The sequence below is a fragment of the Roseovarius sp. MMSF_3359 genome (assembly GCF_030733385.1).
Lineage (GTDB): Bacteria > Pseudomonadota > Alphaproteobacteria > Rhodobacterales > Rhodobacteraceae > Roseovarius.
In genome coordinates this window covers 41,146-63,734 of sequence record NZ_JASHJC010000008.1, presented here as the reverse complement: position 1 = coordinate 63,734, position 22,589 = coordinate 41,146, and the positions used below count along the sequence as shown (strand labels likewise).

The window sequence follows — 22,589 nt, the reverse complement described above, 5'->3', positions numbered from 1 at the left end:
CTTACGAGGCGGCATGTTGCCCGGTCAAGCGGTGCGGCGGCCCGGTTCCGTCACAAAGCCATCACGTTGCGGTCAGGCTACGAAACATTGTTGCAAAACGCCTGTTTGGGGTCACGCCAGCGTGGCGAGATGTAACAAAAACAGGCTGATGGCGCGGATCAGGCACCTTTGAAATTGAGCTTTCCTTCATGCTCCATGGCGAGGTTGCTGGCGCGGCGACGGGTTTGCCGCGTGCGGCGGCGCCCGAAATGGCCGATGGCGATCCCGGTCAGGATCACGGCGCCCCCGGGGATCAGGCCCGGTCCGGGATCTTCGCCCAGAAGGAGCATGGCAAAGACGATTGCGGCCAATGGTGAAAACGACGTGGCGAGCGACACGTCGCCGGAACGGGCATATTTCAGGCCGAGATTCCAGGAAAACTGCCCGATCACGATCACCACGATGGCATAGACCCAGATCCATTTGAGGACGACGGGGGCAAAGAGGTCCTGAAAATGAGCCGGTCCGAAGAGGTACATTGCCAGCAGGAAGTAAAGCCCCGCGCCAAGCACCGTCCGGTAGATCGAAAAGATGCCCAAGGGGACGCCACGCAGGCCCACCCGCGTGACGATGGTCGAGGCGATGAACGAGAGCGTGGCGGCAATGGTCGCAAGCTCTCCGGCGCCGAATTGGAACAGCGCGCCATTGCCGCGCATCCCGATCATCAACACCGCGCCGATGAGCGCGATCAACCCCGCCCACATGGCCCAGGGGTTCAGATCCTCGTTGAGAAAGAGCCATGCAGCGAGCAAGAAAAGCGGCGGCTCGATCCGGCCGATCAGCACCACGTTCGTGACGGTCGTGTGTTCGAGCGCGTAGAAGAATAGCCCCGGTGTCACAGCCGAGGACAGGAAGGCCGAGACCGTGAGGATGCCCCAATCGCGCCGTGACAAGCGGCGCAGGTTCTTGCGGGTCCAATCCCGGTGGAAGATCGCGATCATCGGGATGACGGAAATCAGCGAGCCCAGAAAAAGCAGGTTGCAATAGGTAATCGCGTTGCGCCCGGCCGCCACCGGGTTGGCGCGGCCGATATCGACCAGAAGCGTGACGATCGAGTTGGACGAGGCATAGACCAGCACCGCAATCCAAGCAAAGCCGGCCCCCATGGTGAGGAAGGGCAGGCCCGTCGGGGCCTTGCCCGTTGCGATCATTCCATGAGTGGCTTTGCTGTCGGTATAGGTCATCTGAACTGTCCCCGATGGCGTTGAGAGCAGCCTACAACCGCCCGGGGTCACGATGGCCTCACGTTCCGGTCAGGGAACGCAAACGTGTTTCAACCCTTGCGGGAATTCACAACTCTGCGATTGACCGACATACCCGATGGGGTGATTTGCGCTTGTGCCTATATGCGTCTGACTGCAAGTTTGACCGAATAGGATTAGGGCCAGAAACAATGATCGAGAACCAGGGCGAGCGCGCGCAAAAGATCGTCACCATTTTTGACGATATCTATAACCTGCCGGATTGCCGCGCCTATTACCGGGCGATGGATCATGCGGGGTTCCGCACGGCGCATTATGCGGCAGCGGCGTTCCGGGCGGTCCTGGCCGAACTCAAGCGGGTGCGGGGGCTCACCTCCGCCGGGGTGATGGATTTCGCCAGCGGCTATGGTATTGGCGGGGCGCTCACGCGCCATGAGGTGTCATTGGACGACGTGCTGACCCGGTACCGCGATCCGTGGTTTGACGATGCCACCTCTGAGGCGGTGATCGCCGCCGACCGCGACTGGTTCGCCGGGCATCGCCGCGGGGATCAGGAGGACCGGAGTTTTGGCATCGACATTGCCGACAAGGCGCTCGACTATGCCCGTGCGGTGGGCATTTTTGATGAAGTTTTCCCCGAAAACCTCCAGGCGGATGCGCCGAGCCCGGCCTTGCAGGAGGCGCTGGCCGCGACCGACCTCGTGATCGAATGCGGCAGCGTGGCCCATATGCTGCCCGCCGCACTCGACCGGGTGTTGAGCGGGGCAGGGGCGCGCGCGCCTTGGGTCATCACGGCCCCGATCCGCGGCAATGACACCGCCGAGGCGATGGAAATCATGGCCGGTCATGGCCTGACGGTCGAGGCACTCGATGTGCCGCCGTTTCGGCACCGCCGGTTTGCCGATGCCGACGAACAGGCCCGCGCCATCGCCAATGCCGAAGCGCGGGGCCACAAGACCGACGGGTATGAAACAACCGGCTATTTCCATGCGCAGCTTTTCCTGGCCCGCCCGGCGGCGGAGGCGACCCCGGTGGCAAACTGGCCGGTCTCGCCCGTCGCGGCATCCGCCGGGTGACGGGGTGCGCCATGGACATTAGGGTGCCGTGATAGCAGGGGGAGAGCGATGCCGGACATCAACATTCTGACCGAAGCGGATTTGCGGGCGCTGGTGCCCCTGGACGTGGCGGTTGTCGATTGCGTCGAGCAGGGCTTTGCGGCCCTGTCCGCGGGCAATGTCGCGATGCCGCCGATCATGTCGATGGCCATCGCCGAGAGCAATGGCGAGGTCGATGTCAAAACCGCCCATATCGCCGGGGCGGAGAGCTTCACGATCAAGATGTCGCCGGGGTTTTACGACAACCCGTCCCTGGGCCTGCCATCGACGAACGGGATCATGGTGGTTTTCTCCGCCAAGACCGGCCAGGTCGAGGCGGTTTTGCTCGACAATGGTTATCTGACCGAGGTTCGGACCGCCGCCGCCGGTGCTGTGGCCGCCCGGCATCTGGCCCGCCCCGAGGCGTCATCGGCCTGCATCATTGGTGCGGGGATGCAGGCGCGCCTGCAACTCAAGGCGCTGACGCTGGTGAGGCCCATCACCCGGGCAGTGATCTGGGCGCGCGATGCGGCAAAGGCTGAGCAAGCCGCCGATGAGTTGCGCCGCGAGCTTGGCATTGAGGTAACGGCGCAGCCCGAGGCGGCGCAGGCGGTCAAGGGGGCCGATATCGTGGTGACAACCACACCCGCGGCTCAGCCTGTGCTTATGTCGGACTGGTTGGAGGACGGGCAACATATCACCGCCATGGGATCGGATCAGGCGCATAAATGCGAACTGGACCCCGCCTGCCTGACGCGGGCGGCGCTCTATGTGCCTGACCGGCAATCCCAAACCGCCATCCTGGGTGAGTTGCGGCCCGCGCTCGAGGCCGGGTTGTTTTCGCCTGACGACGTATTCCCGGAAATTGGCGATATCGTCACGGGCAAGGCCGCCGGGCGCGCCAATGACCGCGATATCACCATCGCGGACCTGACCGGAACCGGCGTGCAGGACACCGCCATCGCGACCCTCGCACGGCAACGGGCGGCGCAGGCGGGCAAGGGGACGGTGGTTTCCAGCTAAGAGTTTGCGACCACGCAGCGATTTGCGTCCCGCCCGGTGGGCGGCTCACTCGCTCAGCAATGGCAGCATCAGGCGAAACAGCTCCGCTTGTGAGCTGATCGCGCATTTCCGGTAAAGCTGCTTGCGGAAGACTTTCACCGTTTGCGGGCTGACCCCGAGCGTGAGCCCGATTGACACGGATGAATGACCGCGCAGGATGAAAAAGGCCACTTCCGCCTGGCGCTGGCTGAGCTTGATGCCATGGGTTCGCGCCAGCGAGGCAACAAGGCGGTCGGTCACGGCGGTGTCGGAATAATCACCTTGCGCCGCGAGGCCCGCCCATTGACGGTTGGCGAGCGACAGGACGATAGGCGCAATCCGATGCGCTGTTGCCAACTCCTTCGAATTGAAGCGTGATTTGGAGCTTCGGTCGCGGCCAAGACAAATATGCAGCGAGATATCGCGGGCCGGATAGGTGACAAAGGCGATTTCATCCAGCAGGGTGGTGGCCGAATAATAGTCGAGGAAATAGGGGTTGCGATGGAATTGATCCGGCGCGATGTCCGACAGCCGGTAAACGCCCGCCGCCGCCCGGTTGACATGCAGGTTGTGGAACGGGTCCAGCAGGTAAGCACCTGCAACATAGGTCTTTTCGAAATTCCTGTGGACCGCGTTGGTCGTCGCGCTCCGCGACAGCGACAGGGGGCGGCGCCCGTCGAAATAGGCCAGGATGGTGCAATTATCCTGACGGATTTCGGCCTGCAGCCACCGGTTCATCGCCTCGGTGAAATCGGCCTGTCCAAGCGCGTCAATGGTCTGCGCCAGGTGGGTTTCGGCGGGGGTGGGCGTATCCATCTATACCACTCCGGGGGTATATACCCCTCTCATAGAAGTTCTTAACCTAATCTTGCCGCTTTAGGGGGTATAGGCAATGGGAAATACAGCGTCAGCGGCCGATACTGTTGCGGTCAGTATCGACCACGTCACGAAACGCTACGGCACATTCACGGCGCTGCGGGATATCTCGCTCACCATTGCGGATAATGAATTCTTCACGTTGCTTGGCCCGTCGGGATGCGGCAAGACCACGCTTTTGCGCATGATTGCGGGGTTCGAGGACGTGACCGAAGGGGAGATCTATCTCTTCGGGGACGAGATCGAAACGCTGCCGCCCAACAAGCGGCCCGTCAACACGGTCTTTCAGAACTACGCGCTTTTTCCGCATATGAGTGTGACGGACAACGTGGCCTTCGGGCTTGAAATGCTCGGGCGCTCGAAAGCCGAGGCGCGGGCGCGGGCGGGCGAGATGCTCGAACTGGTGCAGCTCTCGCGCTTTGCCGACCGGCAGCCCTCGCAGCTTTCGGGCGGTCAGCAGCAGCGCGTCGCGCTGGCCCGTGCGCTGGCGCCGCAACCCAAGGTGCTGCTTCTCGATGAGCCGCTTTCTGCGCTTGATCTCAAGCTGCGCCAGGCGATGCGGTACGAGTTGAAGGCGCTCCAGCGCGAAACCGGGATCACCTTCATCTTCGTAACCCACGATCAGGAAGAGGCCCTGACCATGTCGGACCGCATCGCGGTCATGTCCGATGGGCGATTGCAGCAACTGGGCGCCGCGCGCGATATCTACGAGGCGCCGCATAACGTCTTTGTCGCGGATTTCATCGGCGAGACGAACCTGCTCGAAGTGTCCGTCAACGAGGTCAAGGACGACCGCGCGACCTGCGATCTTGGTGGTGGCTACATCCTTAGTTGCGATGCGGTCGAGGGGATCGGGCAGGGCGCCCATGTCCACATGTCGATCCGGCCAGAACGCCTTTTCCTGTCTGACGGGCCGACGGAGGCACAAAGCCTCGAAGGCACCGTCCGCGACAACATCTTTGTCGGCACGGATATCCAGACCATCGTCGCCCTGCGCGAAGGCCCCGACATCACCGTGCGCTCATCGAATTCGGACCGCGGCAATGCCCGCATTTTCGAGCCAGGCCGCGCGGTTCATGTCAACATGGAGGCGGGGGCCGCGCGCCTCCTGGTGGACTGATGGCGGCAGGCGCGGCATCCGGCGGCTCGGCCCGCTCCGACACCTACAAGGAGGCACGGACATGGCTTTTACTGCCCGCCTGGGCGGTGCTGACCATCCTCGTGCTGGCACCGGTCGCGATGATGCTGGTCTATTCCTTCCTGACCAAGGAATTCCGCGGCGGGGTGATCTGGGAATTCTCGCTTGCGGCCTATGACCAGTTCTTCTGCAACAGGGGCCTTTTCGGGGACGAACCTTGCGCCATCGAATGGACCTATATCAACATCTTCTGGCGCTCGATCTGGCAGGCCGGTGCCGCCACGATTCTGAGCCTCGTGATCGGGTTCCCGACGGCCTATTTCATCGCGACCCGGCCCGAGCGTGTGCGCCCGCTCTGGGTGTTTCTCATCACGATCCCCTATTGGGTCAACCTGCTGATCCGGACCGTGTCGATGAAATTCGTGCTGCGCGACCAGGGGCCGCTTAACGACCTGCTGCTTGCGACCGGCCTGATCGACGATCCCCTGCGGATCGTGAATACCAATTTCGCGGTGCAACTGGGGCTGTTCTATTCCTACCTGCCGTTCATGGTGTTGCCGATCTATGCCTCGGTCGAACGCTACAATTTCACCCTGTCCGAAGCGGCCGCCGACCTTTACGCCAGCAAATGGACCACCCTGCGCCGCGTGCTGCTGCCGGCGGTCAAGCCGGGGGTCATCGCGGGCTGCATCCTGGTCTTTGTCCCCTCGCTCGGCTCGTTCCTCGCGCCGGATCTTCTGGGCGGCGCCAAGAATTTCATGATCGGCTCGCTCATCGAAGAGCAGTTCAAAGGCAACGCCGGTAATTGGCCCTTTGGCGCGGCATCGGCGATGATACTTCTGACCATGGTCTTAATCATCCTGCTGATCCTCGCCCGCCAGCAGGCGCGGGCGCAGAAGGGAGCCGGCTGATGGCCCGTCGCACCCATGATATCCGGCGCTATCCCGGCTTTTTGCCGATGACGATCCTGTGCCTCACACTGCTTTATGCGCCGCTCATTGTCGTTACGGTCTATTCCTTCAACGCCAGCAACTCGATCACCAACTGGGAAGGGGTGAGCCTCAGGTGGTATGTCGATGTGTTCACCGGCGTCGAAGCCGACAAGTACAAGCGGGCGGCGTGGAACAGTTTCACCATCGCACTGATCGCCGCAACCACGGCGACAACCATCGCCACCCTGGCGGCCACCGGCATGATCCGGAGCGGCACCTTCCGGCTGCGCACGCTGTCTTTCGGGCTGATCTCCCTGCCGCTGATGGTGCCGGAAATCGTGACCGCCGTGGCGACGCTGATCTTCTTCAACTCGATCGGCTTCGTGCGGGGCTACACGACGATCCTTCTGGCCCATATCGCGTTTTGCATCCCCTTTGCCTACATGCCGATTTCCGCGCGGATGCAGGGGATCGAAGACAGCTACGAACAGGCTGCGATGGACCTTTACGCGACCAGGCGGCAGGCATTCACCAAGATCCTCCTGCCGCTCATGATGCCGGGGATCATCTCGGGGTTCCTGCTGGCCTTTATCATTTCGCTCGACGACTTCATCATCACGAATTTCGTCAAGGGCGCCGGGGTCGAGACACTGCCGACGGCGATCTTCGGTGCGGTCAAGCAGGGGATCAAACCCAACATCATGGCCATCTCGACCATGCTTCTTGCGGTGTCGGTCGTCATGGTCACGATCTCATATTTCATCAGCAAATCGGACAATGCCAAATAACCAAAACAAGGAGGTAACTATGAAAAATCTGCTGAAAACAACCGCTGCGGCCCTGGCGCTCAGCATCGGTGCGCAAGCCGCCCACGCCGAAGGGCAGGTGGTGCTCTACCACTGGTTTGAATACATCCCGCAGGAATTGCTGGACAAGTTCACCGCCGAGACCGGCATCGATGTGGTCATGGACACGTTCGATTCCAATGAATCGCTGCTCGCCTCGCTCAAGGCGGGCGGTATCGGCACCTATGACCTGGCCGTGCCGGGCGATTACATGGTCAAGATCATGGCCGGTGAGGGGATGCTCGATACCATCGCTGAGGGTGAATTGGCCAATGCCGGCAACATCGCCGAGGAATGGGCCGACCCCAGCTTCGATCCGGGCCGGGCAAGCTCGATCCCGTACCAGTGGGGGTCGACCTCCTTCATGGTCAACCGCGACACTTATCAGGGCGACATCAACACCACCGATATCATCTTCAACCCGCCTGCCGAGCTGGCCGGCAAGATCAACATCCTCGACAGTCAGGGTGAGGTGATGTTGCTCGCCTCCCTGCATCTTGACGTGCCGCAATGCACCCAGGACCGCGATCAGCTCCAGGCGCTCAATGATCTGTTGCAGGCATCGAAAGAGAATTGGGTGTCGTTCAACTCGGACACCGCCAAGGACGTGCTCGTTTCCGGCGATGCGGCGGCGGGCATGATCTGGAACGGGTTTGGTGCCAAGGCGCGTGAAGAGGGCGCGAATGTCGAATATGCCTATCCGAGCCAGGGCTTGATCGTCTGGATGGACAATGTCGTCCTGCTCAAGGATGCGCCCAACCGCGACAATGCCCTGAAGTTCATGGACTTCCTGCTGGAGCCCGAAAACATGGGCGCCGTGACCAACTTCGCGCGCTACAAGTCCGGGGTAAAAGGGGCCGAGGATCATATCGACGAGGTTCTCAAGACCATGCCCGAGCAGAACCCGCCAGAGGGGATCAACACCGTCTTTGTCGAGGTCTGCGACCAGGAAACCCAGAAGGTCTATGACCAGATCTGGACCAACCTGAAGAAGTGACAAGGCGCCTCGGCAGATGAAGATCGGGATATACCAGGGGCCACCCACAGGGGGCGACGCGGAGGCGGGTCTTGCGCGGATCCGCCAGCAGCTTGATGCTGCGGCCCGAGCCGGTGCTCGCATGGTCACCTTCCCCGAACTTTACCTGCCGGGCTACAATCAGCCCGCCCTGCACCTTGGCCAGTCTCAGCCCCGGGGCGGGGACTGGTGCAACCGCCTGGCGGAAATGGCCCGCGCCTCGGGGTGCGGGCTGACCATCGGCTGGGCCGAGCGGGACGGGGATGCGGTCTACAACGCCGCAACGGCATTTGGTCCCGATGGCGCCGTGCTGGCGCATTACCGCAAGGTGCAGCTTTTCGGTCCGATGGAAAAGGCCAGTTTTGCCTTCGGTGACGCCTATAGCCTCTTCGAATTCGATGGCCGTACCTGCGCCTTGATGATCTGCTATGATGTCGAGTTTTCCCATCATCTGCAGGCGCTGGCCCGCAAGGGCGTGGACCTTGTGCTTGTCCCGACGGCCAACCCCGCCGGGTTCGAAAACGTCTCGCGCCTGACCGTTCCGGCGCAGGCCTACACCCATGCGGTGACCATTGCCTATGCCAATTACTGCGGCACGGAAGGGGACCTGCTTTTTGGCGGTCATTCTCTTGTTGCCGCCCCCGACGGCAGTGTGCTTGCCGCGGCCCATACCACCGAAACCCTCATCGTGACCGACATCGCCCATGATGCCGACCCGGCCCTGCTTTCGACGCAACTGGCCGACTACAGGGAGATCCCAGAATGACACTCGATATTCCAAGCCGTACCGACGATGTGCTGACATCCGACACCCATCTGATCCAATCCTTTGCCAACCTGAACGCGCTCAAGCAGGACGGCGCACGCACCGCGATCGTCTCGGCCAAGGGCGCGCATGTGACCGATAGCGAGGGCAACAAGCTGATCGACGGGATCGGCGGGCTTTGGTGCGTGAACGTGGGCCATGGCCGCGACGAGATCATCGACGCGATCACCGATCAACTCAGGACGCTCGACTATTATTCGACCTTCTACAACTTCACCCACCCCGCCGCAGCGGCCCTTGCGGAAAAGGTGGCCTCCCTCGCACCGGGGCAGCTCAACCATGTCTATTTTGCCAATTCCGGATCGGTGGCGAACGATACGGCGGTCCGGATGCTGCATCACTACAACATCCTCAGGGGCAAGCCCGAGAAACGGCAGGTGCTGTCGCGCATGGGCGGCTATCACGGCTCGACCCATCTGGCGATGGCGCTGACCACGCCGGCCTATTCCGAGGGCTGGCACACGGCGGCCGATGGCCTCGTGCATCACCTGAAGGCCCCGCATAAATACCGCGAAGCGCCCGAGATGACTGACGCCGAGTTCCTCGAAATCCTGGAGCAGGACATGCTCGACACGATCGCGAAGATCGGCGCTGACAAGATCTGTGCTTTCTTTGCCGAACCGATCCAGGGCGCGGGTGGGGTCATCACCGCACCGGCGGGCTATCACAAGCGCATGCGCGAAGTTACTGCCGAGCATGACATCGCCTATGTCGCCGATGAGGTGGTGACCGCCTGGGGGCGGCTCGGCCATATGTTCGCGTCAGAGGATGCCTATGACTGCGTGCCGGACATCATCACCACCGCCAAGGGTCTGACATCGGGCTATCAGCCGCTCTCGGCGACGATCATCTCAAGTGAAATCCATGACGTGATCTCGGGGCCGGACGCGATGTTCCTGCACGGCATGACCTATTCCGGCCACCCGGCGGCGGCGGCGGCAGGGCTCGCCAATATCGACATCCTCGAGCGGGAGGGCATCCCCGAGCGGGTCCAGACGACGGGCAAGGTTTTCGAAAACGCCCTGCGGGGTCTCGATGATATCGACATGGTCGGCGAAGTGCGCGGATCGCATTTCATGATGGGGATCGAGTTCGTCAAGAACAAGGAAACGCGGGAGGAGTTTGACTCGGACGCGATGATCGGATCGAAAGTGGCACAGGAGGCCCAGGAAAGGGGCCTGATCGCCCGGGCCTTGGGCAACATCCTGATCCTGTCACCCACGCTCATCATGGACGAGGCGATGATCTCGGACGTCGAAGGCATCCTGCGCGAAAGTATCCAGACTGTGGCGGGTGAACTAGGCATCTAGAGGGGGGTTCTGATTAAAGCCCCCCAACTCCGCATCGCCGCGAAGCTTCCCAGAACAGGATAAACCTGCCTTCTGCGTTTTGGCTCCACCTTTAGGCAGGAGGTCACGGAACAACCGATTTCCTGTGAGACCTTGCTGATAGGAGATGACACCAGCGATCAAAAATCACCCGCGGCACAGGATTGCCGGTGAAGCGAGAGCTTGCCTAGCCGGGCTACCGTCAACGAAAAAGATATCCAAGTCATTGATTTTTAATGGAGGCGAGTACCGGAATCGAACCGGTGTACACGGATTTGCAATCCGCTGCGTCACCACTCCGCCAACTCGCCGCCTTGTGGTGTAGGCGGATTATCCGATCACCCGGGACTGCGCAAGAGGTCTGGGGCAGGAAATCGCCGTTGGCAGGCATTGTTCATGCGCCCCTTCTGTGCCACAACCGTGGACAAGGATTCCGAACGCAAGAGTTTAGCAGATGACCGACTATACCGAGCGCCGCACGATGATGGTTGATACCCAGATCCGTCCGTCGGATGTGACCAAGTTCCCGATCATTGATGCGATGCTTTCCGTCCCGCGTGAGGCGTTTGTGCCGCGTGGCCTGCGCGAAGCGGCCTATGTGGGCGAGAATATCGACCTGGGCGGCGGGCGCGTGATGCTGGAGCCGCGGACATTGGCCAAGATGCTGGATGCGCTGGAAATCCGGGGCGATGAGCTCGTTCTGGATATCGGATCGGCCCTGGGCTATTCCGCCGCCGTAATGGCGCGGATGGCCGAAGCGGTTGTCGCGGTCGAGGACAACGCGGACATGGTGGCAGAGGCCACCGGGCTTCTGGTCGAGAACGGCGCCGACAACGTGATCCTGCACGAGGGACCGTTGACCGCAGGCGCGCCGGAGCATGGCCCTTATGACGTCATCACCATCCAGGGCGCGGTTGAACACCTGCCGGAAGGTCTGACCGACCAGCTCAAGGATGGCGGGCGGATCGGCTGCCTGTTCATGGAAGGCGCATTGGGCGTGGTGCGCGTCGGCTACAAGATTGATGGCCGGATCAACTGGCGGTTTTCATTCAACGCAGGCGCCCCTGTGATGCCAGGGTTCGAAAGACACGCGGCGTTTACGTTCTGAGGGCCAGAAGGCCCGGTCAATTGGAGGCGGCTGTGATGAGAGGCATTTTTTCAACGCTCAAGGTGGCGGGGCTGACGATCGCGTTGACCGTTGGCGCGCCGGCGGTTGCCACGGCTGAGACTTTGGCCGATGCGCTGGCGAGTGCCTATGACCACAGTGGCCTTCTGCGCCAAAACCGGGCGCTTTTGCGTGCCGCCGATGAGGACGTGGCGATTGCCGTCTCGGGGCTGCGCCCGATCATCAGTTGGTCGTCGGATCTCACCCGATCGTTCGGACGTAACCGCAATAGAACGGGCACAAATAACAGCCACTCGACCGACATCAATGTCGGGATTACGGGAACGCTGCTGCTTTTCGATTTCGGGCGGACGCGGCTGCAGATTGAATCGCAAAAGGAATTGGTTCTGGCGACGCGCCAGGGGTTGATCTCGATCGAGCAACAGGTGCTTTTACGTGCGGTTACGGCCTATATGAATGTGCGCCGCAACAACGAGTTCGTTTCCATCCGTCGAAACAACCTGAGGCTGCTGCAGGAAGAGCTGCGCGCTGCGAAGGACCGGTTCGAAGTCGGTGAGGTGACGCGGACCGATGTGGCACAGGCGGAATCGCGTCTGGCCAATGCCCGCAGCGGGCTGGCGCTTGCGCAGGGTGATCTGCTGCAGGCGGTCGAGGAGTTTCGCGCCGCCGTCGGCCGTAAACCCGGCAACCTGGTTCCGCCGTCCCGTCTGCCGCGTTTGTCGGGGGACGTGGAGGCCGCCAAGGCGGTTGCCGTGCGTCAGCATCCCGACATGTTGCAGGCCCGCCATAACGTGGCGGTGGCCGACCTGAACATCCAGGTCGCCAAGGCCGCGGTCCGCCCGACCGTCAACCTGGCGACGCGCTTGAGCGCCGAGGAAGAGCTTGGCGGTTCCAATTTTGCCCGCAACGGATCGGTCGGGATCGAAGTCACCGGCCCGATCTATCAGGGGGGACGGCTGAGCGCGGCGACACGCCAGGCGATGGCGCAGCGCGATGCACAGCGTGGCGCGTTGCACGAAGTACGTCATCTGGTGCAGCAGAATGTCGGTAACGCCTATGCGAACCTGCGGGCGGCCCGGGCTGCTGCGGCTGCCGGTGAAGAGGGCGTCCGCGCCGCGACGGTCGCGTTCAACGGTGTCCGCGAAGAGGCCAAACTGGGCGCCCGGACCACGCTTGACGTTCTGGACACCGAGCAGGAGTTGCTCGATGCCCGCGCCAACCTGATCTCGGCGCAGGTCGATGTTTACATCGCTGCCTACGGGGTGCTGGCGGCCACCGGGCAGTTGACGGCCAAAGACCTCAATCTGGGTGTGCAGACCTATGATGCGACCGCTTACTACAATCTGGTCAAGGACGCGCCGACCAACAGCAGCAAGCAGGGGCGGCAGCTGGACAAAGTTTTGCGGGCCCTGGGCAAAAACTAAATCCTTTTCTAATCGGTTGTGTGAGATGGTGCGCATAGATAAACTATGCTCAGGCAAGAGTGGTATTCAGACATGTCGAAACCCGTAACAAACGTGGAAATCGAAGACGTCCTGTCCTCAATCCGCCGGCTTGTGTCCACGTCGGACCAGGCTGAGCGCGGTGAGGGTGAAGCGCAGGAAGACGTGGCGGAGAAGTTGGTCCTGACCCCTGCGCTGAGGGTCGATGAACCCGCCGATGACGTGGCTGAGAGTGCCGAGAATGCCGTTGAAGATCAGGATATTACCGAACTTCTGGCCGATGATGACGGCGCCGCCGAGCCTGTCGAAGATGCGCCCGAGGACGTGACAGCGACAGAAACCGAAGCGGCCTCTGACGAGGCGTTTTTTGAAAAGATTGCCGACGCTGCGGCGCCGGATGAAGAGCTTGAGGCGACGGATGACGCCAAGGTTGCTGAGGAGGAGACGGACGTCACTGCCGAGGACACAGATTCTCTGGATACGCTGGACGCGATCCTGTCCGAAACTACCGAGAATTCTAATGAAATAGACGAAGCATCGCTGACCGTGCAGGACGCCGCAGACGATGGCGAAAACCCGCCGGACTTTCGCGTTCTGGAAGATCACGAACGCGCGGACAGCGCGGGCGAGACGGCCGACGATGAAGCCGCCAACAACCTGCAGCGCCGCGCTGCGGAGTTTGAGGCGATCATTGCCACGACCGAAGACGCCTGGGACCCGGACGGCACCACCGAAGATGACAATGCTGCCAGCCCGGTTGGCCCGCTTCCCTGGCAAGAGGATGCGGACGAGGCCGATGAGGCGGCTGTGTCCGAGGATGATGCAGATGACGTCGAAGGCGATCCGGCCGATATGATAGTCGAGGAGACCGCAGCGGCGGCGGACCCGGCAGAAGATCTGGAAGTTCCGGAAGCCGAGGACGAGGCGGCGCAGACCGACAGTGACCAAGGCGAAACGGATGATGAGGCAACAGCGGAGGTATCCGCGGAGGATGACGACGCCGATCTGGCGCGGGTCATGGCCGATCTGGCGCGTGTGCCGCCTGTCACGGAGACCCAAACAGCGGTCGAAGACGCGGATCAATCGGGTGTGGATGACCTGCAGGAAATGATGTCCGACACGGATCCGGCCCCGTTTGTCTTCCGGTCGCAATCAGGAGCGCGCCAGGCCGATGACGAGAACCGCGCCCGGGAACACGCGGCCGACGAAGCAGCTGAGACCTTGGCGACGGAAGAAGCAATGCTCGACGAAGAGTCGCTGCGTGACATGGTCAGCGAGATCGTCAGACAGGAGTTGCAGGGCGCTTTGGGAGAGCGGATCACCCGCAACGTGCGCAAGCTCGTGCGTCGTGAAATCCACCGCGCATTGGCCAGTCAGGAGTTGGAATAACTCCGCGGCGTCTCGGCCAGTTCCAGCAGCAAATCAAGGTCCATGTGACTTTCAAGGTGCTGCGCCAACGCATCCAACGTGTCTTCGACATCGGCGCCATAGGCGATTTGCGACGTCGCGCCCAGTTCGGCCAGGAATGAGGCCCGGAAAGTGTCCGACGTGAAGAGCCCGTGCAGGTAACATCCCCGGATACGCCCGTCGGCGCTCGCCGCCCCCGCGCGCTGACCATTCACCGACAGCCAGGCCCGGTCGCAATCCGGGCCATCGGTCTCTCCCAGGTGGATCTCGTAGCCTTCAACCGGGTCGCCCGTGGCCGTATAGGTGGCCTGGGTCAGAACCACCCGCTTTTTTGGCTTCATAACCGTGCGGATATCCAGATGCCCCAGCCCATTGACCTCGGATGGGGCGCCTTCGATTCCCTCCGGGTCGGCAACGCTCTGGCCCAGCATCTGATACCCGCCACACAGACCCAGCACATGGCCCCCGCGCCGGATATGCGCGGCGAGGTCGATATCCCAGCCATTGGCGCGAAAATCCGCAAGGTCACCGATGGTGGATTTACTGCCGGGGATCAGCACCAGCGTTGCATCGCCGGGCAAGGGGCGTCCGGGCTGGATGATCTCCACCTGTACGCCCGGCTCCGACGACAGCGGATCGAGATCGTCGAAATTGGCGATGCGCGACAGGCGGGGAACCGCAATCTTGCATGCGCCACCGCTGGCCGAGGAAATGTCGAGCACATCCTCCGCCGGCAGCCGCCACGCCTGATCAAACCACGGGATGACACCAAGCGAGGGCCAGCCGGTCCGGCGTACCGTTTCCCTGAGACCGTCATCGAATAGTTGAGTGTCACCCCGGAACTTGTTGATTGCAAAGGCTTTGATGAGATCCGCATCAGCCTTGGGCAGAATGACCTGCGTGCCAACGATCTGCGCGATCACGCCCCCACGGTCGATGTCGCCGATGAGGATCACCGGCACACCCGCCGCCTCGGCAAAGCCCATATTGGCGATATCACCGGATCGCAGGTTGATCTCGGCCGGGCTGCCAGCCCCTTCGATCAGGACCAGGTCGGCGGTGCCGCAAAGCCTGTGAAAACTCTCCAGAACAGGCGGCAAGAGCTGCGACTTCGCCTTGCCATAGTCCGCCGCACGCATCGTCGCGAACCGCTCGCCATTGAGGATGATCTGCGCGCCGATCTCGGATTCCGGCTTTAGCAGAACTGGGTTCATGTCCGTATGCGGCGCGCGCCGGCTGGCCATCGCCTGCAGGGCCTGCGCCCGCCCGATTTCGCCACCATTCGTGGTTACCGCAGCATTGTTGGACATGTTCTGCGGCTTGAAGGGGGCAACCGACAGACCGCGATTGGCAAAAGCCCGGGCGAGGCCCGCGACAACCATCGACTTGCCCACATTCGAGCCCGCCCCCTGGATCATGATTGCTTTTGTCATGGTCTGCCCCATACTCCCTCATCAGGTGATAAAGGCCACCTGCGCCGAGGGAAAGACATGAACACACCCGCCCATCTGATTTTTGCCGCCGCGGCCTTTGCCCGCCCCCACGAACGCCCCCGGACGATCGCGGCGCTCGCCGGGGCGCTGGCGCCGGACCTGTCGCTTTATCTCATGGCAGGTATCTCGCTCTTCGTGCTGGGGTACAGCCCGGGGTATGTGTTTGATACGCTTTACTTTTCCGATGCCTGGCAGATGGTGTTCAAGATCGACAACTCGTTCATTCTCTGGGGGATTGGCCTGGGGCTGGCATGGTGGTTCAGATCCACCACGGCGATGGTTTTTGCCGGGGCAGGGCTGCTGCACCTGGCATTCGATTTTCCGCTGCACCACGACGACGGGCGCGCGCATTTCTGGCCGCTCAGCGATTGGGTATTTCACAGCCCGGTCAGCTATTGGGACAGGCAGCATTACGGCGATATCGTGGGCCCGATCGAGATGCTGGTCTCCTTCGGGTTTTGCATTCTGCTCTTCTTCCGCTTTGGCAGCCTCAGGTCGCGCGCGGTGATCTGCGTGGCCGCGGCGATGCAATTGGCGCCGGTCTTCTTTTGGGTCTTTATCTTTGCGACGGGCGGCACCTGACAGGGCGGGCGCTACCTTGGGTTGAGTGGCGCGAGGTCAGAACCTCTCCTGCTGTATGGCGCTGCGAGGCGTCATCCAAATGCCCATTCGACGGCAAAAGAAAAGCCCCGCCGAAGGCAGGGCTTTCGAAACCTCTTCGGGTTTTCTTGCGTCAGGCGGCTTCGGCCTGAGCGGCCGCATTGCGGCGTTCGCTTTCTTCACGCGAAAGCGCGACCGATGTCCGAACGCCTTTCGAGACAAATTCCATCAGTCCCGAAACGACACGTTCGTTCGGGTCGATCCCGGCACAGGTCAGCACCTCGCGGCCATCGCGGGAGCGCGCCCAGCGGGCGATCTGTTCCGGTCCGTTGCCATATTTCTTGTCATCAGAAATGGCGTCGTCCAGTGCAGCCAGTACGACGGCTGCGAAAAGTTTACGTGCACGATTGCCCTGTTCACTTTTGAAGGCTGTGCCGTCAACGAAATCCTTCATGGTTCGTCCTTGTTTTTCTTTGCTCTTGTAATTTTGGCGTGGCGCCCTTTATGACGATCTTTCAGTGATTCGGATAGGCTTTAAATGCATAGCTTCCATGCATTAATCGCATACCTTTCGCACTTGCAGCACGATATTTCGTCGTCTTGCGCCCTGTCATGTCCCCAGATATAGGGTATGTCAAACTCCGATCAACCTTTTGCCAAGGTTTTGCCCAATGCCGAAAATCAACGGAAACGAGATCCGCCCAGGCAATGTTCTGGAACATAATGACGGGCTTTGGTCCGCCGTGAAGGTCGACCATGTAAAGCCCGGTAAGGGCGGCGCTTTTGCCCAGGTCGAGCTGCGCAATCTGCGCAATGGCTCCAAGTTGAACGAGCGTTTCCGCAGCGCCGACAAGGTCGAGCGTGTCCGGCTGGAGCAGAAAGATCAGCAGTTCCTCTACGAGGATGACGGTCAGCTCCATTTCATGGATGCCGAGACCTATGAGCAGATCCAACTTCCCGCTGATATCCTTGGCGATCGTCGGCCGTTTCTGCAGGATGGCATGACGATCACGGTGGAGTTTTACGAGGCCGAAGCACTCAACGCGACCTTGCCGCAGAAGGTCACCTGCACCATCGCCGAGACCGAACCGGTGGTGAAGGGACAGACCGCCGCGAACAGCTTCAAGCCCGCCATCCTCGACAATGGCGTCAAGGTCATGGTGCCGCCCTTCGTCGGCCCGGATGAGGCGATCGTGGTCAACACGGAGACCATGGAATATTCCGAGCGCGCCTAGCGCACTGGTTGCAAAAACCGACAGGGAGGGGCCGTCATCGGCCCCTTTTTTACGCCCCGCTCGGGAGTGTGATCCGCGCGTCTTCCGCCTGCATCGCACCTTTGGCGCGGTCAAACCGCAGGTAGGCGATGGCCTGCCCCTCGGATTGCGTGAAAAGCGTTCCGGCAGGTTTTCCATCCGCAGTGATGGCGGTGCCGACCGGCGCGGTCCCGTCGATCTGGACGGTGCGCAGGCCCTTGCGCAATTCGGTCTTGTGTTTCATCCGCGCGGTCACTTCCTGTCCGACGTAGCAGCCTTTGCGGAAATCGACGCCGTTCAGCCGGTCGAACCCGGCTTCGAGGATGAAGGTATCGGGGGTGAGTTCGATCCCGGTCTCGGGGATGCAATGGGCCACGCGAATTGCGTCGAAATCTGTCCCGTCATCGTCGGCTTGCCCGCCGTAGAGCCGCCAACCCAGATCAGGATGCCGCGGATCGGGCAGGGCGCCTTGTGGTGTGTCGCCCGTCCCCCGACTGACGCCCAGATCCGACGGGGTGATCATGACATCCGCCCGCAGCTTGTACATGGTGAGCCGCTGAAGCAGGCCCGGCGCAAGACCGGCATCCACGTCCAGAAGGATGGCGCTGCCGTGCTGGATCAGGAAGAAATCCGCCAGGTACTTGCCCTGCGGGGTCAGCAGCGCAGCATAGACCAACCCCTGGTCAAGGCGGGCCACGTCATTGGTGACCAGCCCTTGCAGGAACGTGGTGGCATCATTGCCAGCGATTTCGAGGATCGTGCGGTTCATGACCCCTCCAGGATTTGTTATCCGTGTAATATAGGTCACGTCGGTGACTGCAACAGGGACCCCCGAGATGCGCGCAAAACTATCTGTCGTCATCCCCACGCTGAATGCGGCGTCGGCGCTGCCCGCTTGCCTGAGCGCGTTGATGGCGGGGGTTGAGACCGGGTTGATCCGTGAACTGGTGATTTCCGATGGCGGGTCGCAGGACGCGACCATGGCAATTGCCGAAGAGGCAGGCGCGGTGCAGGTCTCTGGCCCGCCATCGCGCGGTGGTCAGTTGCGCCGAGGGGCCGGGGCCGCGGGCGGCGATTGGCTGTTGTTTTTACATGCAGATTCGCAACTGCCAGACGGCTGGAGCGACGCGGTGGAGGCCCAAATGGCCGCGGGCCGCCCGGCCTGCTTTCGCCTGAAATTCGACGCGCGTGGTATGGCACCGGCGTTGGTGGCGGGCTGGGCGAACCTCCGGTCAAGGCTCTTCGGGCTGCCCTATGGCGATCAGGGCCTCCTGATCTCGCGCGCGGACTACGACGCCATCGGTGGTTTCCCGGACATTCCCCTGATGGAGGACGTGGCCATCGTCCGCAAACTCAAGGGGCGTCTGGTGATGTTGCCGCTGGCGATCACCACCGGCGCGGACCGGTATCGGCGCGACGGGTGGATGCGGCGCGGATTGCGGAACCTGATCCTGCTTTTGCGCTACCTTGCCGGCGCGGCCCCCGAGCAGTTGGCACGGCGCTACTGAAGCGCCCCTTCAGAATTTTGGATTATGGGTGGCGTTGTATTTCGCCTGCGCCTCGGTGCTGTCATACTCCGTGGCAACCCAGTCTTCGAAATCAATCGGTTCCTGCGCATTGCGCTCTTCATACATGTCGAAGATGAAGCCAAGGATGCCGGTGCGCGACCATTTCAGGTGCAGGTATTTGACGCTCAGCATCTTGCGCGCCTCTGCGAGCGGCTTGCCTTCGATCACCAGAAGATAGATCGCACTGGCAAAACCCGCCCGGTCGGCACCGGATTTGCAGTGCATGACAAAGGGCTTCTCGATTTCGCGGAACGCCCGGATCACCGCCAGGATATCCTCACGCGGGGCCGCATAGCGCGCATGCAATGTGCAATTGACCAGGTTCAGCCCGAGTTTGCGGCAGCTTTCCTCCTCGACCAGGTAATGCGCCGCGCCCGCCGATCCGCGCAGGTTCAGAACCGATTTGATCCCCATCGCCTTGAGTTTCACGAACCGCTCATGGGTCGGCTGGTTCGACCGATAAACGCCGGGGGCGACGGGAAAGAAATTCGTCCAGAATTTGCGCAAGATCGCGTGGTCGAACCACAGGTTGTAGATATGCGCGCGGCGCCGGTTTTCCGGCGTCGAGAGATCGACATTATAGGAGGCACGCAGATCTTTTTCCCAATCCACGATGCGTTTGAAAAGGCTCATGAGGTCCGTGCGCTCCGTCAGGGGCCTGATCCGGCCCGGCTCGCCACCATGTAGGCAAGGCGCGGGGGTAAGACAAGCCACAAGATCGGTTGGAGGACAGGGCGGTGTGGCGGCGCGTCGTCGGTTGGACCCGCCGGGCACCCTTGGCGCGATCCTGGCCCTAACCGCGCGCACCAATGCGGGTGATGATCCGGTCGAGCACAAATCCGGTGAGCAGGACAAAGGGAAATCCAAAGACAGCCCACAGTGTCATGAAAATCCAGAGTAAATTCACCAACCCCATCACCAGCGCGGCGTTGGTGTAGTTCGGGGCGGAAGGCAGGTTTCCTCTTCGCATGGTGGTAACTTAGCGCAGAAAACAAGCGTGGCGCGGTAAAATCCGCCACAAAAACCCGTCAACGGCGGGCATCTGCCAGCGCATCGGGAAGGGCGTCCGCCAGAAGCGCCAGATCCTCTGGCCTGCCGCAACTGATCCGGATGCAGCGGTCCTGCGGCGCCACGAATGGCATGCGGACAAAGAGGCCACGGTTGACGAGACCGGTCAGCACATCGCGCGCAAACTCGCCGTCCTGGCCGCAATCCACCGCCACGAAATTCGTGGCCGAGGCGAGTGCCTTCAGCCCGTTTTCACCCGCGATCCGGCTGATTTCGGCGCGGGAGGCGGCCACCTGGTCTTGAACCTGCTTCAACCACGCCTGATCCTCCAGCGCGGCCGAGGCGCCGATCTGGGCTGCGCGGTTCATACCGAAATGATTGCGGATCTTGTCGAAGCTGCGGATCAGCTCCTCGGCCCCGAAGGCATAACCCACGCGTGCGCCCGCCATGCCGTAAGCCTTTGAAAAGGTGCGCATCCGGACGACACGGGCGTCGTCGATGGCGATCTGTGGCACGGCGTCGGTCGGTGCAAATTCGATATAGGCCTCGTCGAGCAGCAACAGGCAGCCGTCGGGCAGGAGGTCAAGCGCACCACGGATATCCTCGCCGCGCTGCCACGTCCCCATCGGGTTGTCGGGGTTCGCAAGATACACCAGCTTCGCACCCACCTCCGCGGCGCGCCGGAAAAGGGCCTCAGGGTCTTCGCGATCGTCGCGATAAGGCACCTTGTGCAGCACCCCGCCGAAGCCCGCCACATGGTAGTTGAACGTGGGATAGGCCCCGTCCGAGGTGACCACCGCATCGCCCGGGCCGATCAGCATCCGCACGAGATAGCCAAGCAACCCGTCAATCCCTTCGCCCACCACGATATTTTGCGGCGCGACCGACAGATGCGCAGCCAGCGACTGGCGCAGATCATGGCTCGCCGGGTCACCGTATTTCCAGATCTCGCCCGACGCGGCCCGCATGGCGGCGATGGCCTTGGGTGACGGACCAAACACGTTTTCATTTGCCCCAAGCCGCGCCGCAAAAGCCGCGCCGCGGGTGCGTTCCTGCTCCTCGGGGCCGACAAAAGGCACGCTGGCAGGCAGGGATTGGACGAGTTTGGTGTATCGCGGACCGGTCATGCAGGTGAGATAACGGTATCGCGCAGCGCACCGCAAGCCCTTGAAAACAAAAGCGGCGTGTTTACGTCAAATGGCAGTTCGGTCATCAGGGAGGGGATATCATGCCCGATTTTACACGCCGCGGGTTCATTGCCGCCACGCTTGCCGCGGGAACGCTGCGATCCGTGCCCGCAATCGCCACGCGCACCGGCGGACGCCGCATCCTGACACTGGTCTATGACAAATCGCTCGGCATGATGCGGGCCGTGGAACGCATCGTGCCCTGACGTTCCACTGGCGGTAGGTCGGCGTTTGGGCTTTCATGGGGCCAACAGAGGAGAAGTTCCATGAGCCGCGTTTCCGTTGACATCACCGATCACATCGCCCGGGTCACCCTGTCCCGCCCCGACAAGATGAACGCTGTCGATCCCGAGATGGCGGATGCCATCGTTGCGACAGGGCAGGACCTTCTCGAGGCCGATATCCGCGCCGTCGTGCTGGCGGGCGAAGGCAAGTCCTTCTGCGCCGGTCTCGACGTGATGAGTTTCGCGCAACTGGCCGCCGGCGATCCCGAGGCTTTGGTGATGCCGCGGACCCATGGCAACACCAATCTCTTCCAGGAGGTCGCCATGGTTTGGCGGCGCGTGCCGGTGCCGGTCATCGCGGCGCTGCACGGGGCGGTCTATGGCGCCGGGTTCCAACTGGCGCTTGGCGCCGATATCCGCATTGCCGCCCCCGACGCGAAGCTGGCGATCATGGAGATGAAATGGGGCCTTATCCCCGACATGGGCGGGATGGTCTTGCTGCCGCGCCTGGCGCGCAGCGATGTCATTCGCCGCATGATCTATTCCGCCACGCCGATACCGGCGGAAACGGCCTGCACCTGGGGTCTGGTCACCGAACTTGCCGAGGATCCCCGCGCAAAGGCGCTTGAGATTGCAGAAGATATCGCGGGCAAAAGTCCGTCCGCGATCCGTGCTGCAAAACGACTGATCGAATTTGCCGAGAGCGGTGCCCATGCGGACGCGGTGTTGCTCGCCGAAAGCCGCGAGCAGGCGGACCTGATCGGCAAACCGCACCAGATGGAGGTCATTGCTGCCAATATGGCAAAGCGCAAACCGGTATTCTGAAAAGGGCGAGCGCAGCGAGCCCCCCGCCCGCCGCAGGCGCCGAGTGCTGGCGCAGCCAGCGCGACCGGGTACTTTCCTGTGCGGATATCAATCGTCCGCTCATCCGGCATGGCTTTTTGT

24 protein-coding genes and 1 tRNA gene are annotated in these 22,589 nt (G+C 61.9%); 16 read left to right on the top strand and 9 right to left on the bottom strand.

Annotated elements, in window-relative coordinates; genetic code table 11:
* Positions 1-158 precede the first annotated feature (158 nt).
* Positions 159-1,223, bottom strand: coding sequence for a DMT family transporter (locus RBB29_RS12875; RefSeq protein WP_306116454.1), 1,065 nt, complete (start codon positions 1,221-1,223; stop codon positions 159-161).
* A gap of 209 nt (positions 1,224-1,432) precedes the next feature.
* Here RBB29_RS12875 and RBB29_RS12870 point away from each other — a divergent pair, with 209 nt between their 5' ends.
* Both RBB29_RS12870 and eutC read left to right on the top strand, forming a co-directional pair.
* The gene (locus RBB29_RS12870; protein ID WP_306116455.1) at positions 1,433-2,317 is read left to right on the top strand and encodes a hypothetical protein; all 885 of its coding nucleotides are present in this window, start codon (positions 1,433-1,435) and stop codon (positions 2,315-2,317) included.
* Positions 2,318-2,365: 48 nt separating this feature from the next.
* Positions 2,366-3,358 (top strand): ectoine utilization protein EutC, encoded by a 993-nt coding sequence (eutC, locus tag RBB29_RS12865; RefSeq protein WP_306116456.1) that lies wholly within the window; start codon positions 2,366-2,368, stop codon positions 3,356-3,358.
* Between the two features lie 45 nt (positions 3,359-3,403).
* On the opposite strand, the gene RBB29_RS12860 is transcribed toward eutC, so the two are convergent.
* On the bottom strand, positions 3,404-4,192 hold the full coding sequence (locus RBB29_RS12860) for a helix-turn-helix transcriptional regulator (RefSeq protein ID WP_306116457.1): 789 nt from the start codon (positions 4,190-4,192) through the stop codon (positions 3,404-3,406).
* A gap of 76 nt (positions 4,193-4,268) precedes the next feature.
* Between RBB29_RS12860 and RBB29_RS12855 the strand changes: the two genes are divergently transcribed.
* From RBB29_RS12855 to RBB29_RS12830, 6 genes are read left to right on the top strand one after another with little or no spacing between them, the layout of a single operon-like run.
* Complete coding sequence (locus tag RBB29_RS12855; protein WP_306116458.1) at positions 4,269-5,372, top strand: ABC transporter ATP-binding protein; 1,104 nt, start codon at positions 4,269-4,271, stop codon at positions 5,370-5,372.
* Positions 5,372-6,301 (top strand): ABC transporter permease, encoded by a 930-nt coding sequence (locus RBB29_RS12850; protein WP_306116459.1) that lies wholly within the window; start codon positions 5,372-5,374, stop codon positions 6,299-6,301. The genes RBB29_RS12855 and RBB29_RS12850 overlap by 1 nt, the downstream gene beginning before the upstream one ends.
* Positions 6,301-7,110, top strand: a complete 810-nt coding sequence (locus RBB29_RS12845) for an ABC transporter permease (RefSeq protein WP_306116460.1) — start codon at positions 6,301-6,303, stop codon at positions 7,108-7,110. Before RBB29_RS12850 ends, RBB29_RS12845 begins: the two co-directional genes overlap by 1 nt.
* A gap of 19 nt (positions 7,111-7,129) precedes the next feature.
* Positions 7,130-8,164, top strand: coding sequence for an extracellular solute-binding protein (locus RBB29_RS12840; RefSeq protein ID WP_306116461.1), 1,035 nt, complete (start codon positions 7,130-7,132; stop codon positions 8,162-8,164).
* A gap of 16 nt (positions 8,165-8,180) precedes the next feature.
* On the top strand, positions 8,181-8,948 hold the full coding sequence (locus RBB29_RS12835; RefSeq protein ID WP_306116462.1) for a carbon-nitrogen hydrolase family protein: 768 nt from the start codon (positions 8,181-8,183) through the stop codon (positions 8,946-8,948).
* Positions 8,945-10,318: an aminotransferase class III-fold pyridoxal phosphate-dependent enzyme gene (locus RBB29_RS12830; protein ID WP_306116463.1), complete on the top strand. Its 1,374-nt coding sequence runs from the start codon at positions 8,945-8,947 to the stop codon at positions 10,316-10,318. Before RBB29_RS12835 ends, RBB29_RS12830 begins: the two co-directional genes overlap by 4 nt.
* A gap of 255 nt (positions 10,319-10,573) precedes the next feature.
* Here the strand turns inward: RBB29_RS12830 and RBB29_RS12825 are convergent.
* Positions 10,574-10,647 (bottom strand) — tRNA-Cys (locus RBB29_RS12825).
* A gap of 143 nt (positions 10,648-10,790) precedes the next feature.
* Between RBB29_RS12825 and RBB29_RS12820 the strand changes: the two genes are divergently transcribed.
* The 3 genes from RBB29_RS12820 to RBB29_RS12810 all read left to right on the top strand — a co-directional run bounded on the left by RBB29_RS12820 (position 10,791) and on the right by RBB29_RS12810 (position 14,293).
* Complete coding sequence (locus RBB29_RS12820; RefSeq protein ID WP_306116464.1) at positions 10,791-11,444, top strand: protein-L-isoaspartate O-methyltransferase; 654 nt, start codon at positions 10,791-10,793, stop codon at positions 11,442-11,444.
* 35 nt (positions 11,445-11,479) lie between these two features.
* The gene (locus RBB29_RS12815) at positions 11,480-12,886 is read left to right on the top strand and encodes a TolC family outer membrane protein (protein ID WP_306116465.1); all 1,407 of its coding nucleotides are present in this window, start codon (positions 11,480-11,482) and stop codon (positions 12,884-12,886) included.
* Positions 12,887-12,958: 72 nt separating this feature from the next.
* On the top strand, positions 12,959-14,293 hold the full coding sequence (locus tag RBB29_RS12810) for a hypothetical protein (RefSeq protein WP_306116466.1): 1,335 nt from the start codon (positions 12,959-12,961) through the stop codon (positions 14,291-14,293).
* On the opposite strand, the gene RBB29_RS12805 is transcribed toward RBB29_RS12810, so the two are convergent.
* Positions 14,278-15,744, bottom strand: coding sequence for a cobyric acid synthase (locus RBB29_RS12805; protein ID WP_306116467.1), 1,467 nt, complete (start codon positions 15,742-15,744; stop codon positions 14,278-14,280). The two genes, RBB29_RS12810 and RBB29_RS12805, sit on opposite strands and share 16 nt — an antisense overlap.
* A 57-nt stretch (positions 15,745-15,801) precedes the next feature.
* Here RBB29_RS12805 and RBB29_RS12800 point away from each other — a divergent pair, with 57 nt between their 5' ends.
* The gene (locus RBB29_RS12800) at positions 15,802-16,386 is read left to right on the top strand and encodes a cobalamin biosynthesis protein CobQ (RefSeq protein ID WP_306116468.1); all 585 of its coding nucleotides are present in this window, start codon (positions 15,802-15,804) and stop codon (positions 16,384-16,386) included.
* A 151-nt stretch (positions 16,387-16,537) separates the two neighbouring features.
* Here the strand turns inward: RBB29_RS12800 and RBB29_RS12795 are convergent, their stop codons facing one another.
* The gene (locus RBB29_RS12795) at positions 16,538-16,858 is read right to left on the bottom strand and encodes a DUF6280 family protein (RefSeq protein WP_085801363.1); all 321 of its coding nucleotides are present in this window, start codon (positions 16,856-16,858) and stop codon (positions 16,538-16,540) included.
* A gap of 217 nt (positions 16,859-17,075) precedes the next feature.
* Between RBB29_RS12795 and efp the strand changes: the two genes are divergently transcribed.
* Entirely contained in the window at positions 17,076-17,639 is a 564-nt protein-coding gene (gene efp / locus RBB29_RS12790; protein WP_306116469.1) for an elongation factor P, read from the top strand.
* Between the two features lie 49 nt (positions 17,640-17,688).
* Here the strand turns inward: efp and RBB29_RS12785 are convergent, their stop codons facing one another.
* Positions 17,689-18,426 carry a folate-binding protein YgfZ gene (locus tag RBB29_RS12785; protein WP_306116470.1) on the bottom strand — a complete coding sequence of 246 codons (738 nt, stop codon included), beginning with the start codon at positions 18,424-18,426 and terminating at the stop codon, positions 17,689-17,691.
* Between the two features lie 67 nt (positions 18,427-18,493).
* Between RBB29_RS12785 and RBB29_RS12780 the strand changes: the two genes are divergently transcribed.
* Complete coding sequence (locus RBB29_RS12780) at positions 18,494-19,165, top strand: TIGR04283 family arsenosugar biosynthesis glycosyltransferase (protein ID WP_306116471.1); 672 nt, start codon at positions 18,494-18,496, stop codon at positions 19,163-19,165.
* 9 nt (positions 19,166-19,174) lie between these two features.
* Here RBB29_RS12780 and RBB29_RS12775 read toward each other — a convergent pair whose 3' ends face one another.
* From RBB29_RS12775 to RBB29_RS12765, 3 genes are all read right to left on the bottom strand, one after another.
* Positions 19,175-19,858, bottom strand: a complete 684-nt coding sequence (locus tag RBB29_RS12775) for a tyrosine-protein phosphatase (protein ID WP_306116472.1) — start codon at positions 19,856-19,858, stop codon at positions 19,175-19,177.
* A 160-nt stretch (positions 19,859-20,018) separates the two neighbouring features.
* The gene (locus tag RBB29_RS12770; RefSeq protein ID WP_306116473.1) at positions 20,019-20,195 is read right to left on the bottom strand and encodes a hypothetical protein; all 177 of its coding nucleotides are present in this window, start codon (positions 20,193-20,195) and stop codon (positions 20,019-20,021) included.
* 58 nt (positions 20,196-20,253) lie between these two features.
* Complete coding sequence (locus RBB29_RS12765) at positions 20,254-21,360, bottom strand: pyridoxal phosphate-dependent aminotransferase (RefSeq protein WP_306116474.1); 1,107 nt, start codon at positions 21,358-21,360, stop codon at positions 20,254-20,256.
* A 101-nt stretch (positions 21,361-21,461) separates the two neighbouring features.
* Between RBB29_RS12765 and RBB29_RS12760 the strand changes: the two genes are divergently transcribed.
* Both RBB29_RS12760 and RBB29_RS12755 read left to right on the top strand, forming a co-directional pair.
* Positions 21,462-21,626: a Tat pathway signal protein gene (locus tag RBB29_RS12760; protein ID WP_306116475.1), complete on the top strand. Its 165-nt coding sequence runs from the start codon at positions 21,462-21,464 to the stop codon at positions 21,624-21,626.
* Between the two features lie 60 nt (positions 21,627-21,686).
* Positions 21,687-22,469: a crotonase/enoyl-CoA hydratase family protein gene (locus RBB29_RS12755; protein ID WP_306116476.1), complete on the top strand. Its 783-nt coding sequence runs from the start codon at positions 21,687-21,689 to the stop codon at positions 22,467-22,469.
* Positions 22,470-22,589: the final 120 nt, after the last annotated feature.